The following is a 12,443-nucleotide window of genomic DNA, read 5'->3' as shown; positions in this document are numbered from 1 at the left end:
TAAAGGATACCTCTGCCATGCCTTCTGACGTTGTGGACAACGAACTGGATATTCGCAGCTTTTGCTGCCGTTTATGGCGTGGCAAGCGCTGGATTATCGGGCTGGCGCTGCTGTTTGCTCTGATCGCCTGGCTGGCCACGCTGCTGCTGAAACAGGTCTGGAGCACCACGGCGATCACCGATCGTCCGACGGTAAACATGCTGGGTTCTTACTATGCGCAGCAGCAATTCCTGACCAATCTGGATGTGCGCAACAACGCCTTAACCCTGGCCGCACCTTCACCCACGGTGATGGATCAGGTTTATCAGGAGTTCACCATGCAACTCGCCTCCTGGGATACGCGTCGTGAGTTCTGGCAGCAAACGGATTATTACAAGAGTCGTAAAACCGGCAATGCACATAATGACGCCGCGCTGCTCGACGATATGATCGGCAATATCCTGTTTACGCCCGCTGACGCGGCACATAACCTGCCCGATAACGTGAAACTCAAAGCGGAAACCGCTGGCGACGCCAACAATCTGCTGCGTCAGTACATCGCCTATGCCAGTGAGCGCGCCGCACGTCATCTGAATGATGAGCTAAAAGGTGCCTGGCGGGCGCGTACCGACCAGTTGCAGGCGCAGGTGAAACGTCAGGAAGATGTGGCTAACGCGGTATTTCAGCGCCAGCAGCATCGGCTGGAGCAGGCGCTGAAGATCGCCAGCCAGCAGGGCATCAATGAGAAACAGACGCGTGAAGCGGGTGAAAATCTGGCAGACAGCGACCTGTTCCTGCTGGGCCAGCCCGTTTTACAGGGACAGCTGGATACGCTGCGCGCTACCGGTCCGGAGTTTGATATCAGCTATGATCAGAACAGAGCTATGCTGACCACGCTGCAGACCGGGCCAAAACTGAACAGCCAGTTCCAGACCTACCGTTATCTGCGTACGCCGGAAGAGCCGGTATCACGTGACAGTCCGCGACGTCTGTTCATGATGATTATGTGGGGTGCCATTGGGGCATTAACAGGCGCGGGAGTGGCGCTGGCACGTCGTCCGCGTCTGATGTCAGACACGCATGAGTGAGAGAAACAGTGTGAAAGTTCTGACGGTATTTGGTACTCGCCCCGAAGCGATCAAAATGGCACCGCTGGTTCAGGCGCTGGCGCAGGATCCCGCTTTCGAATCGCGACTGTGCGTCACCGCACAGCATCGCGAAATGCTCGATCAGGTGCTGCGCCTGTTCAAGCTGCAGCCGGACTATGATCTCAATATTATGCGTCCCGAGCAGGGGCTGACCGAGATCACCTGCCGCATTTTAGAGGGCATGAAAACCGTCCTGCTCGACTTCAAACCGGACATCGTGCTGGTGCATGGTGACACCACCACCACACTAGCGGCGAGCCTGGCGGCATTTTATCATCAGATTCCGGTCGGGCATGTGGAGGCCGGTCTGCGTACCGGCGATCTCGCCTCGCCATGGCCGGAAGAGGGTAACCGTAAACTTACCGGTCATCTTGCCCATCTGCATTTCACCCCCACCTCTCGATCGCGTCAGAATCTGTTGCAGGAAAATCTGCCCGATGCGCGCATTATCGTGACCGGCAATACGGTCATTGATGCGCTACTGTGGGTTCGCGACAGGGTGCTGGATGACAGCAATCTGAATGCACAACTGGCGGCGCGCTATCCGTTTCTCGACCCGGATAAGAAACTGGTGCTGGTCACCGGACATCGTCGCGAAAGCTTTGGTGGCGGCTTTGAACGTATCTGCAGCGCGCTGGCGCAGATTGCCCGCCAGCATCCCGAGGCGCAGATTGTCTATCCGGTGCACCTTAACCCCAATGTCAGCGAGCCGGTAAACCGGATTCTCAGCGGCATTGAGAATATCATTCTGATTGAACCGCAGGAGTATCTGCCTTTTGTCTGGCTGATGAACCGCGCCTGGCTCATCCTCACTGACTCCGGTGGCATTCAGGAGGAAGCGCCTTCGCTGGGTAAACCGGTGCTGGTGATGCGTGATACCACCGAGCGGCCTGAAGCGGTCGACGCCGGCACCGTCAAACTGGTGGGGACCGATATCGCCCGAATCGTGGCGGAGGTCAGCACCTTGCTGACTGACGACGCTGCCTGGCAGGCGATGAGCCACGCCCATAATCCGTATGGCGATGGCAAAGCCTGTGGTCGTATTTTACAAGCCTTAAAAGATAACCGAGCCGAATTATGAGTTTTGAAACCATCTCCGTGATTGGACTGGGATACATTGGGCTGCCGACGGCAGCCGTTTTTGCCTCAAAGGGAAAAAAAGTGGTCGGCGTGGATATCAACGCGCGCGCCGTTGAAACCATCAATCGTGGCGCGATCCATATCGTGGAACCCGATTTAGATCAGGTGGTGCATGCGGCCGTTACGCGTGGCGATCTGCGCGCCACCACGCAGCCGGAAGCCGCCGACGCTTTTCTTATCGCCGTACCGACCCCTTTTAAAGATGAGCATCAGCCCGATCTGCGCTTTGTGAAAGCCGCGGCGGAGTCGATTGCGCCGGTACTGAAAAAGGGCGACCTGGTGATTCTGGAGTCGACCTCACCTGTGGGCAGCACCGAACAGATGGCCGACTGGCTGGCGGCGGCGCGTCCCGACCTGCGCTTTCCTCAGCACGGTGATACGCCCGATATTTTTGTCGCCTACTGCCCGGAGCGCGTGCTGCCTGGTCAGGTGATGGTTGAGCTGATTAACAACGACCGGGTGATTGGCGGCATGACGCCAGCCTGTTCCGCCCGCGCCAGCGAGCTTTATCGGCTGTTTTTAAAAGGCGAATGCGTTGAAACCAACGCCCGAACCGCCGAGATGTGTAAGCTGACAGAAAACAGCTTCCGTGACGTGAATATCGCCTTTGCCAATGAGCTGTCGCTGATTTGTGCCGATCAGGGGATTAACGTCTGGGAGCTGATTGCGCTGGCGAATCGCCATCCGCGTGTCAACATTCTGCAGCCAGGTCCAGGCGTCGGCGGTCACTGTATCGCCGTCGATCCCTGGTTCATCGTGGCGCAGAATCCTGAATTAGCCCGCCTGATCCGCACCGCGCGCGAGGTCAATGACGCCAAGCCGCAGTGGGTGCTGGACCAGGTGAAAACCGCGCTGGCGGACTGCCTGACGCAGACCGGCAAGCGCGCCAGCGATATCACCATCGCCTGCTTTGGCCTGGCCTTTAAACCCAATATCGACGACCTGCGCGAAAGTCCGGCGGTGGGTGTGGCACAGAAAATTGCAGAGTGGCACAGCGGCACCACCTGGGTGGTTGAACCCCATATTGAGCAGCTTGCTGACGCACTGGCCGACAAAGCCGTGCTGGTCTCTGCCGGGCAGGCGCTGGAACAGGCCGATATTCTGGTGATGCTGGTCGATCACCGCGCCTTCCGCGGCATTGATGGTGCCAGCGTTCAGCAGAACTGGATTGTCGACACCAAAGGTGTGTGGCGATGAGGCGTTTTATGATCACGGGCGGTGCCGGTTTTATCGGTTCCGCACTGGTGCGCTTTCTGATCGCAGAAACCGAACATCAGGTGGTGGTGGTCGATAAACTCAGCTACGCCGGAAATCTGGCGTCACTCGCCAGCGTTGCCGACTCGTCTCGCTTTCATTTTGAGCAGGTCGATATCTGCGATCGCCCGGTACTTGATCAGGTGTTTGCCCGTCATCAGCCAGACTGTGTGATGCATCTTGCGGCTGAAAGCCATGTGGATCGTTCAATTGACGGGCCGTTGGCCTTTATCGAGACCAATATTGTCGGGACTTATCAGTTGCTGGAAGCCGCGCGTTTTTACTGGCAAAACCTGGATGACGCGCGCAAAACCGCCTTTCTGTTCCACCATATCTCGACCGATGAAGTCTTTGGCGATCTGCATGACAGCCAGGCTTACTTCACCGAAACCACACCTTATGCGCCAAGCAGTCCTTACGCCGCCAGCAAGGCCAGCAGCGACCATTTAGTGCGGGCCTGGCTGCGAACTTACGGTCTGCCCACGCTGGTCACCAACTGTTCAAATAACTACGGCCCCTGCCATTTCCCGGAGAAGCTGATCCCGCTGACCATCATCAATGCGCTGGCCGGGAAAGCCTTGCCGGTTTACGGCAACGGACAGCAGATTCGTGACTGGCTCTACGTCGAAGATCACGCCCGCGCACTCTATCAGGTGGTCAGCCATGGCAAGCCAGGCGAAACTTATAATATTGGCGGCCATAACGAGCGACGCAATATTGAGGTGGTCGAAACTATCTGCAGCCTGCTTGAAGAGCTGGCCGCAGAGCAGAAACCTGCCGGGCTGGCGCATTACCGCGACCTCATTACCTATGTCACTGACCGCCCCGGTCACGATCAGCGCTATGCCATTGATGCCAGTAAAATCGCGCATGAACTTGGCTGGGTGCCGCAGGAAACCTTTGAAAGCGGCATGCGTAAAACCGTGGCATGGTATCTGACCAATCCCACCTGGTGGCAGGCTATTCTGGATGGCCGCTATCAGGGCGAACGCCTTGGCTTATCGCAATAAACCCGTGTAAGGAGCAGCGATGAAAGGCATCATTTTAGCGGGAGGGTCGGGCACGCGGCTACACCCGATAACCCGTGCAGTATCAAAGCAACTTCTGCCGGTTTACGACAAACCGATGATCTACTATCCGCTCTCCGTGCTGATGCTGGCGGGTATTCGCGACATCCTGTTAATTACCACGCCGGAAGACCGGGCGCAGTTTGAACGTCTGCTGGGCGATGGCAGTGAATTTGGGATACGCCTTAGCTATGCGGTGCAGCCAAGTCCCGATGGGCTGGCGCAGGCCTTTATCATCGGCGAATCCTTTATCGGGGAGGATAATTGCTGCCTGGTTCTGGGTGATAACCTCTATTTTGGCCAGGGCTTCAGCCCCAAGCTCCGGAAAGTCGTCGAACAGAATCGTGGCGCAACGGTGTTCGGCTATCAGGTCATGGACCCGGAACGTTTCGGCGTGGTGGAGTTTGACGATAACTTCAAGGCGATCTCGATTGAAGAGAAGCCACAGCAGCCGAAATCGCGCTGGGCAGTAACCGGGCTCTATTTTTATGACAATCAGGTTATTGAATTCGCGAAACAGGTGAAGCCCTCAGCGCGGGGCGAGCTGGAAATCACGGCCATTAACCAGATGTATCTGGAGCGTGGTGAGCTGACGGTCGAACTCCTGGGACGAGGTTTTGCCTGGCTGGATACCGGCACACACGACAGCCTGGTGGAAGCCAGCATGTTTGTGCAGACGGTGGAAAAACGTCAGGGCTTCAAAATTGCCTGCCTGGAAGAGATTGCCTGGCGTAACAGCTGGCTGAGTGATGACCAGCTGCGGGCCGCGGGTGAAGCGCTGACAAAAACCGGCTACGGCCAATACCTGCTGGATTTATTACATGCCCGTCCACGTCAATATTAATCCCCTTAGCTGGGAGAGCGCATTCTTCGGTGTTAATACTGTGCGGCTGGAGCCGCAAGGTGACATTCCGCTGGAACAGGCGCTGCTTCATCCCTGTGCGCTGATGCAGATAAAAGTCGCTGCCAGCGAGACGGCACTGATTGATACGCTGCAGCAGCATCAGTTCCGGCTGGCAGAAGGCGAAGCAGATCTGACGCTGGCGGTGAAACAGACTGAACGGCAGACGGGAATTCGCATCGCGCGTGAAGCCCAGATCCCGCTACTGCGCGATGCGGCCTCACAGCTCTTCAGCCAGAGTCGTTTTCGCACGCCCTGGTATGCACCGGACGCCAGTGGACGCTTCTATGCGCAGTGGATTGAAAATGCGGTGCGCGGGGCGTTTGACGATCAGTGTCTGGTGGCAAGCGATACCGCGGGTCAGCTGCAGGGATTTGTTTCGCTGCGCGCGGTGGATGGCGATGCCCGCATTGGCCTGCTGGGCGTACTGCCCGACGCGCAGGGCCAGGGGCTGGGTCAGCGACTGATGCTGGTGGCGGCAGACTGGGCGCGGGTACGACAGCTGGCTCAGCTTCGGGTTGCTACCCAGCTCAGCAATCTCACGGCGATGCGCCTCTATTTACGCAGCGGTGCCCGGCTCGACAGCACCGCGTACTGGTTTTACAGGAAAGGTCATGATTCCATTTAATGCGCCCCCTATTGTGGGCACAGAAATTGAGTATATGCAGTCGGCGATGAACAGCGGCAAGCTGTGCGGCGACGGTGGATTTACCCGTCGCTGTCAGCAGTGGATGGAGCAGCGGTTTGGCAGCAAAAAAGTACTGCTGACCCCCTCCTGTACCGCTTCGCTGGAGATGGCGGCGCTGTTAATCGATCTGCAGCCCGGCGATGAAGTGATTATGCCGAGCTACACCTTTGTCTCTACCGCCAACGCCTTTGTGCTGCGCGGCGCCCGCATTGTGTTTGTCGATGTGCGCCCGGACACCATGAACATTGATGAAACGCTGATCGAAGCGGCCATCACTGAAAAAACCCGCGCCATTGTGCCGGTGCATTACGCAGGCGTGGCCTGTGAAATGGACACCATTATGGCGCTGGCGGCAAAGCATAAGCTGTTTGTGATTGAAGATGCGGCGCAGGGCGTGATGTCACGCTACAAAGGTCGTGCGCTCGGCACCATCGGTCATATTGGCTGTTTCAGTTTCCACGAAACCAAGAACTACACCGCCGGCGGCGAAGGTGGCGCGACGCTCATTAACGACACCAGCCTGGTCGAGCGCGCCGAGATCGTGCGGGAAAAAGGAACCAATCGCAGCCAGTTCTTCCGGGGTCAGGTCGATAAATACACCTGGCGCGATATGGGATCGAGCTATCTGATGGCCGATCTGCAGGCAGCCTATCTCTGGGCGCAGCTGGAAGCCGCTGAAGGTATCAACCAGCAGCGGTTACGCATCTGGCAGCGTTATTACGATGCGCTGCAGCCGCTGGCGGCTCAGGGACGCATCAGTCTGCCGGTGATCCCCGCCAGCTGTGAACACAATGCGCACATGTTCTACATCAAACTGCGCGATCAGGACGATCGTCAGGCGCTGATAAACTGGATGAAAGAAGCCGAGATACTCACGGTGTTTCACTATATTCCGCTGCACAGTTCGCCCGCCGGTGAGCGGTTCTCGCAGTTTGTCGGCGACGATCGCTTTACCACGCGGGAAAGTGAACGCCTGCTGCGCCTGCCGCTGTTTTATAACCTGTCGGATAATAATCAGAGCACGGTTATCAGCTCACTGCTGAGCTTCTTTTCCTGATGTCATTAGCCAGAGCCTCAGTGTGGACCGCATCGTCCACGCTGGTAAAAATTGTGGCCGGCCTGCTGGTCGTCAAACTGCTGGCGGTCAGCTTCGGACCCGAGGGTGTCGGCCAGGCGGGGAACTTCCGTCAGTTGATCACCGTGCTGGGCGTGCTGGCGGGCGCAGGCATCTTTAATGGCGTTACCACCTATGTGGCGCAGTATCAGCAGCAGCCCGAACAGTTGCGGGCGATGGTGGGCACGGCATCAACCATGGTGCTGGGCTTTTCCGGTGTGCTGGCGCTGCTGTTTCTGCTGGCGGCGGCACCCATCAGCATCGCGCTGTTTGGTCACGACCGCTATCAGGGCGTTATCCGCGTGGTGGCGTTTCTTCAGCTCGGCATCGCCTGGGCCAACTTTACCCTGGCGCTGCTGAAGGGCTATCGCGATGCGCGCGGTAATGCGCTGGCGCTGATTCTCGGCAGCCTGATTGGCGTGGCGGGCTATCTGCTCTGCTGGTGGCTGGGCGGCTATCAGGGCGCGCTGACCGGGCTGGCGCTGGTGCCGGCTTTGCTGCTGCTGCCTGCACTCCTGATGCTGAAACGCCGTGCGCCGCTGCCGCTTAGCTGGCTGCGACCGCAATGGCATCCTGAGCTGGCCCGTAATCTGGCAAAATATACCCTGATGGCGCTGATCACTGCCGTGACCCTGCCGGTCGCCTGGGTGTTGATGCGTAATCTGCTGGCGGAGCAGCAGGGCTGGGCACAGGTCGGATTGTGGCAGGGCGTTACCAGCATTTCCGATGCCTATCTGCAGTTTATTACCGCGACGTTTAGCGTCTGGCTGCTGCCGACGCTGGCGCGGCTGGATAACAAACGCGACATCGCGCGCGAGATTGGCCGTGCACTGCGCTTTGTCCTGCCCGCCGTGGCGGTTGCCAGCCTGGGTGTCTGGGTACTGCGCGATTTCGCCATCAGCCTGCTGTTCTCTGAAGCTTTTCGCGGGATGCGCGATCTCTTTGTCTGGCAGCTGTGCGGTGATGTTTTTAAGGTCGGCGCCTATGTTTTCGGATATCTGGTTATCGCCAAAGCCTCGCTGCGCTTTTATGTTCTGACTGAGATCAGCCAGTTCCTGTTGCTGACGCTGTTCTCACGCTGGTTGATCCCGTTACATGGCGCGACGGGGGCGGCGCAGGCCTATATGTTTACCTATATGGCTTACTTTGCCCTCTGTTGTGGCGCTTTTATTGTTTACTGCCGGAAAAAATGACTTTAATTCACGTTTTGGGATCGGACATTCCCCACCACAATCTTACGGTGCTGCGCTTTTTCAACGACGTACTCAGCGTTGAGCAGCCAGCGGCTGCGCCACGCCATTTTATGGTGGTGACGCAGCAGCCTGAGAGCCTGGCGCCGTTCAGTGCGTTGCAGATCGAGTGCTTTACCAGTAAGAAAGCGCTGGCGCAGGCGGTAGTGCAGCGGGCCAGAAATCGTCAGCAGCGTTTTTTCTGCCACGGACAATTTAACCCGTGGATCTGGCTGGCGTTACTCAGCGGTAAGCTGCGTCGTTCACAGCTGTTCTGGCACGTCTGGGGCGCCGATCTTTATGAAGATTCGCGCAGCCTGAAGTTCCGCCTGTTCTATCTGGTTCGCCGGATAGCGCAGGGGCGGGTTGCACAGATTTTTGCGACCCGGGGCGACCTGCATCACTACCAGCAGCGCCATCGGCGCGTACCCGGTTCACTGCTCTATTTTCCCACCAGAATGCCCGCCGCAGCCGTTGAATCTGTCCCGTCGCAACCTTTTACGCTGTTGCTGGGTAACTCGGGCGATCCGAGTAACCGACATATCGAAGGCTTAAAAGCGATTCACGCGCAGTTTGGCGAGCAGGTGCGTATCGAGGTCCCTTTGGGCTATCCGCCAGGTAATGAGGCTTATATCAGCCAGATTCAGGCCGCTGCCGATGCGCTGTTCCCGAACGGGCAGGTGAATCTGATGCGTGAAAACCTGGCCTTCGATGATTACTTAGCCCTGCTGGCGCGCTGCCATGTCGGCTATTTTATGTTTGAACGTCAGCAAGGGGTGGGAACACTCTGCCTGCTGATCCAGGCCAACGTGCCGTTTGTCCTGACCCGCAAAAATCCATTCTGGCGTGATGTGGCAGAGCAGCAGCTTCCGGTATTGTTCAGTGAAGATACGCTGTCGCCTGCGGTGATCGCCGAGGCACGTCGTCAGCTGATGAGCTGTGATAAACAGGCTATCGCCTTTTTTGCGCCGGGTTATCTGGCGGGCTGGCGAGCCGCGTTACAGCTTAGCGAAGGGGAGTTGTCATGAGTCTTATGCAGTTTGGCGGCCTGCTGGTGGTCTATCTGCTGTCGCTGGTTTTTATTCTGACCCTGACCTGGCGGGAGTTTAAGCGCGTCCGTTTTAACTTTCATCTGTTCTTCACATTGCTGTTCTTACTGACCTTTTACTTCGGCTTCCCGCTGACCTCCGTGCTGGTGTTTCGCTTTAATGTCGAAGTGGTGCCGGTTGAGAACCTGCTGGAGGCGCTGCTGTCGGCCACGGCGTTTTACGCCATTTATTACGTCAGCTATAAAGTGCGACTGAAACCCGCCAGCGCGTCTCCGGCGAAGCCCTGGCTGCAGATGAATCGCGTCGAAACCCATCTGACCTGCGTGATCCTGGCGCTGGTGGCGCTGGGTACGGTGACGGTGTTCTTCATTCATAACGGTTTTCTGCTGTTCCGCCTGACCGCCTATAACCAGATTTTCTCCAGTGAAGTGTCGGGTGTAGCGCTTAAGCGCTTCTTCTATTTCTTTATTCCGGCGATGCTGATCCCCTACTTTTTGAGCCCGACGCGCCGCAACTGGCTGCTGTTCCTGGTGGTGACCGTTGCCTTTGGTTTACTGACCTACGCGCTGGTGGGCGGTACCCGAGCCAATATTATTATAGCGTTTGCCCTGTTCCTGTTTATCGGGATTACCCGTGGCTGGATCACTTTGTGGATGCTGGCAACGGCGGGCGTGCTGGCGATTGCAGGAATGTTCTGGCTGGCACTGCGCCGCTATAACCTCGACGTTATGGGCGATGAAGCGTTCTATACCTTTCTGTATCTGACGCGTGATACCTTCTCGCCGTGGGAGAATCTCGCCTTGCTGCTGGATAACTACGCCAGAATTGAGTTTCAGGGGCTGGCACCGCTGTGGCGTGATTTCTACGTTTTCATTCCGACCTGGCTCTGGCCGGATCGGCCGCTGGCAGTGTTAAACAGTGCTAACTACTTCACCTGGGAAGTGCTGAACAACCATTCTGGCCTGGCGATCTCACCCACGCTGATAGGGTCGCTGGTGGTGATGGGCGGCGTCTGGGCGATTCCGATCGGTGCGGTCGCGGTAGGGATGATTATAAAAGCCTTTGATGCGATCTATCAGCGTGGCTGCCTTGAGACCAACCGTTACACCGGCGCTATCCTGCAAAGCTTCTGTTTTGGTGCGGTCTTAAACATGATCGTGCTGGCACGCGAAGGCCTTGATGCGTTCGGTTCACGCGTGGTGTTTTTCTGCATCATTTTTGCTGCCTGTCTGGGCATGGCTAAATTACTTTTCTGGTTACTGGATCGCGCAGGTTTGATTCGCGACCGCAGCGGGCGGGTGTTGCACAGCCCGCTCTGAGTAACCTCTGGGATTGACGGAAGATATGACAAAGTTAACTGAGACGCCGCAGTACCGGATTCGCGGCGTTGAGTTGTATGGCTTCGAAAACATGCCGTCGGCGGTGAATTTTTTGATGCCCCCGCAGAGCGTACGCAGCGGTATTTTAGTGGCGATTAATGCGGAGAAGATCCTGACCGCTGAGCGGGATGAGGGATTACGCACGCTGTTAGCGCAGGCGGAATATGCGTACGCCGATGGCATCAGCATTGTGCGCTCGATTCGTAAAAAGTATCCACACGCGTCGGTGCAGCGCATTGCGGGTGCAGATTTATGGGAAGCGCTGATGGAACGCGCCGGGCGGGAAGGAACGCCTGTGTTTCTTATCGGCGGTCGTCAGCAGGTGCTGGATGAAACCTGCGATAAGCTACGTCGTCAGTGGAATGTGAATATTGTCGGGGCGCAGGATGGCTATTTTGCGCCAGCCGATCAGGATGCGCTGTTTGCCCGGATTGCAGCCAGTGGCGCGAAGCTGGTGACTGTAGCGCTGGGGTCGCCACGTCAGGAGCTATTGATGCTGGCGTGCCGTGCGCACTGGCCTGATGCGCTCTATATGGGCGTGGGTGGAACGTACGATGTTTTCACCGGCCATGTGAAGCGAGCGCCGGAGATCTGGCAGCGGTTGGGGCTGGAGTGGCTCTATCGTCTGATTCGGCAGCCTGGCCGCCTGCGCCGGCAATTAAAACTGCTTAAATATTTGCGCTATCACTGGCGTGGCGATCTCTGATATTGCTGATAAATGCCGCATTTTTACGCGTTGTGAGAGAGGAAATGCACTATTTGTCGACAAAATGCACAAAGCGTAATCAAACGCGTCTTTTTATTTAAAAAGCACTAGACACGATGGGCGCTTATCTCTAGTATGCACATCCGCAACGGCGCTACGCGCCCGTAGCTCAGCTGGATAGAGCGCTGCCCTCCGGAGGCAGAGGTCTCAGGTTCGAATCCTGTCGGGCGCGCCATATCGTTTGTGCGCATGAGCTTCGGTGGTTGATTTACCGCGGTTGGCAGTAGAGATTTAAATGCTGCAGGTTTTTAACTTGTGACATTAAGTATTGTGGTGGCTATAGCTCAGTTGGTAGAGCCCTGGATTGTGATTCCAGTTGTCGTGGGTTCGAGTCCCATTAGCCACCCCAGATTTTGCTGGGAAACGCGAAGGTGGCGGAATTGGTAGACGCGCTAGCTTCAGGTGTTAGTGTCTTAACGGACGTGAGGGTTCAAGTCCCTCTCTTCGCACCAGGCAAAACAGTTAAAAAAATCGGCGAGTAGCGCAGCTTGGTAGCGCAACTGGTTTGGGACCAGTGGGTCGGAGGTTCGAATCCTCTCTCGCCGACCATTTTAGAAACCTGTCTGAAAAGACAGGTTTTTTTTCGTCTGCAGAAAAGAGGATGAGAACCTCCGAAGGAGGTTTGAGCCGAGCGTAGCGAGACAACGTTGCTTCAGCAACGGCCCGCAGGGCGCGGCTCGCAGAGCAGTGTAATCCTCTCTCGCCGACCATTTTAGAAACCTGTCTGAA

At 56.9% G+C, this 12,443-nt stretch carries 11 protein-coding genes, 4 tRNA genes and 1 other RNA gene; all 16 read left to right on the top strand.

Going from position 1 to position 12,443, the window contains the following annotated elements; translation table 11 throughout:
- Window positions 1-17 precede the first annotated feature (17 nt).
- The 16 genes from wzzE (at window position 18) to FOV68_RS17445 (ending at window position 12,424) form a co-directional block, all read left to right on the top strand.
- Window positions 18-1,067 (top strand): ECA polysaccharide chain length modulation protein, encoded by a 1,050-nt coding sequence (gene wzzE / locus FOV68_RS17520; protein ID WP_031590308.1) that lies wholly within the window; start codon window positions 18-20, stop codon window positions 1,065-1,067.
- Between the two features lie 10 nt (window positions 1,068-1,077).
- On the top strand, window positions 1,078-2,208 hold the full coding sequence (gene wecB / locus FOV68_RS17515) for a non-hydrolyzing UDP-N-acetylglucosamine 2-epimerase (protein ID WP_033759719.1): 1,131 nt from the start codon (window positions 1,078-1,080) through the stop codon (window positions 2,206-2,208).
- Window positions 2,205-3,464 carry a UDP-N-acetyl-D-mannosamine dehydrogenase gene (gene wecC, locus FOV68_RS17510; RefSeq protein ID WP_083070412.1) on the top strand — a complete coding sequence of 420 codons (1,260 nt, stop codon included), beginning with the start codon at window positions 2,205-2,207 and terminating at the stop codon, window positions 3,462-3,464. The genes wecB and wecC overlap by 4 nt, the downstream gene beginning before the upstream one ends.
- Window positions 3,461-4,531, top strand: a complete 1,071-nt coding sequence (gene rfbB / locus FOV68_RS17505) for a dTDP-glucose 4,6-dehydratase (protein ID WP_143991277.1) — start codon at window positions 3,461-3,463, stop codon at window positions 4,529-4,531. Before wecC ends, rfbB begins: the two co-directional genes overlap by 4 nt.
- Window positions 4,532-4,550: 19 nt before the next feature.
- Entirely contained in the window at window positions 4,551-5,432 is an 882-nt protein-coding gene (gene rfbA, locus FOV68_RS17500; protein WP_010257356.1) for a glucose-1-phosphate thymidylyltransferase RfbA, read from the top strand.
- A complete protein-coding gene (gene rffC / locus FOV68_RS17495) occupies window positions 5,410-6,117 on the top strand; it encodes a dTDP-4-amino-4,6-dideoxy-D-galactose acyltransferase (protein WP_143991276.1) in 708 nt (235 codons plus the stop codon). The genes rfbA and rffC overlap by 23 nt, the downstream gene beginning before the upstream one ends.
- Window positions 6,104-7,234, top strand: a complete 1,131-nt coding sequence (gene rffA, locus FOV68_RS17490; RefSeq protein ID WP_143790260.1) for a dTDP-4-amino-4,6-dideoxygalactose transaminase — start codon at window positions 6,104-6,106, stop codon at window positions 7,232-7,234. Before rffC ends, rffA begins: the two co-directional genes overlap by 14 nt.
- Entirely contained in the window at window positions 7,234-8,484 is a 1,251-nt protein-coding gene (gene wzxE, locus FOV68_RS17485) for a lipid III flippase WzxE (protein WP_010257347.1), read from the top strand. The genes rffA and wzxE overlap by 1 nt, the downstream gene beginning before the upstream one ends.
- On the top strand, window positions 8,481-9,548 hold the full coding sequence (locus FOV68_RS17480) for a TDP-N-acetylfucosamine:lipid II N-acetylfucosaminyltransferase (protein ID WP_083070409.1): 1,068 nt from the start codon (window positions 8,481-8,483) through the stop codon (window positions 9,546-9,548). Before wzxE ends, FOV68_RS17480 begins: the two co-directional genes overlap by 4 nt.
- Window positions 9,545-10,888: an ECA oligosaccharide polymerase gene (wzyE, locus tag FOV68_RS17475; RefSeq protein ID WP_143991275.1), complete on the top strand. Its 1,344-nt coding sequence runs from the start codon at window positions 9,545-9,547 to the stop codon at window positions 10,886-10,888. The genes FOV68_RS17480 and wzyE overlap by 4 nt, the downstream gene beginning before the upstream one ends.
- A 25-nt stretch (window positions 10,889-10,913) precedes the next feature.
- Window positions 10,914-11,654, top strand: coding sequence for a lipopolysaccharide N-acetylmannosaminouronosyltransferase (gene wecG, locus FOV68_RS17470; protein WP_031292610.1), 741 nt, complete (start codon window positions 10,914-10,916; stop codon window positions 11,652-11,654).
- A 158-nt stretch (window positions 11,655-11,812) separates the two neighbouring features.
- Window positions 11,813-11,889: transfer RNA gene (locus FOV68_RS17465), tRNA-Arg, on the top strand.
- Between the two features lie 98 nt (window positions 11,890-11,987).
- Window positions 11,988-12,063: transfer RNA gene (locus FOV68_RS17460), tRNA-His, on the top strand.
- 16 nt (window positions 12,064-12,079) lie between these two features.
- Window positions 12,080-12,166 (top strand) — tRNA-Leu (locus FOV68_RS17455).
- A gap of 20 nt (window positions 12,167-12,186) precedes the next feature.
- Window positions 12,187-12,263, top strand: a tRNA-Pro gene (locus tag FOV68_RS17450).
- 31 nt (window positions 12,264-12,294) lie between these two features.
- Window positions 12,295-12,424: non-coding RNA, RtT sRNA (locus FOV68_RS17445), on the top strand.
- Window positions 12,425-12,443 lie beyond the last annotated feature (19 nt).

Source organism: Pantoea sp. paga (genome assembly GCF_007558755.1).
Taxonomy (GTDB): Bacteria; Pseudomonadota; Gammaproteobacteria; order Enterobacterales; family Enterobacteriaceae; genus Pantoea; species Pantoea agglomerans.
Note: the sequence above shows the minus strand (reverse complement) of the source record. Positions and strands in the feature narration are given on the sequence as shown.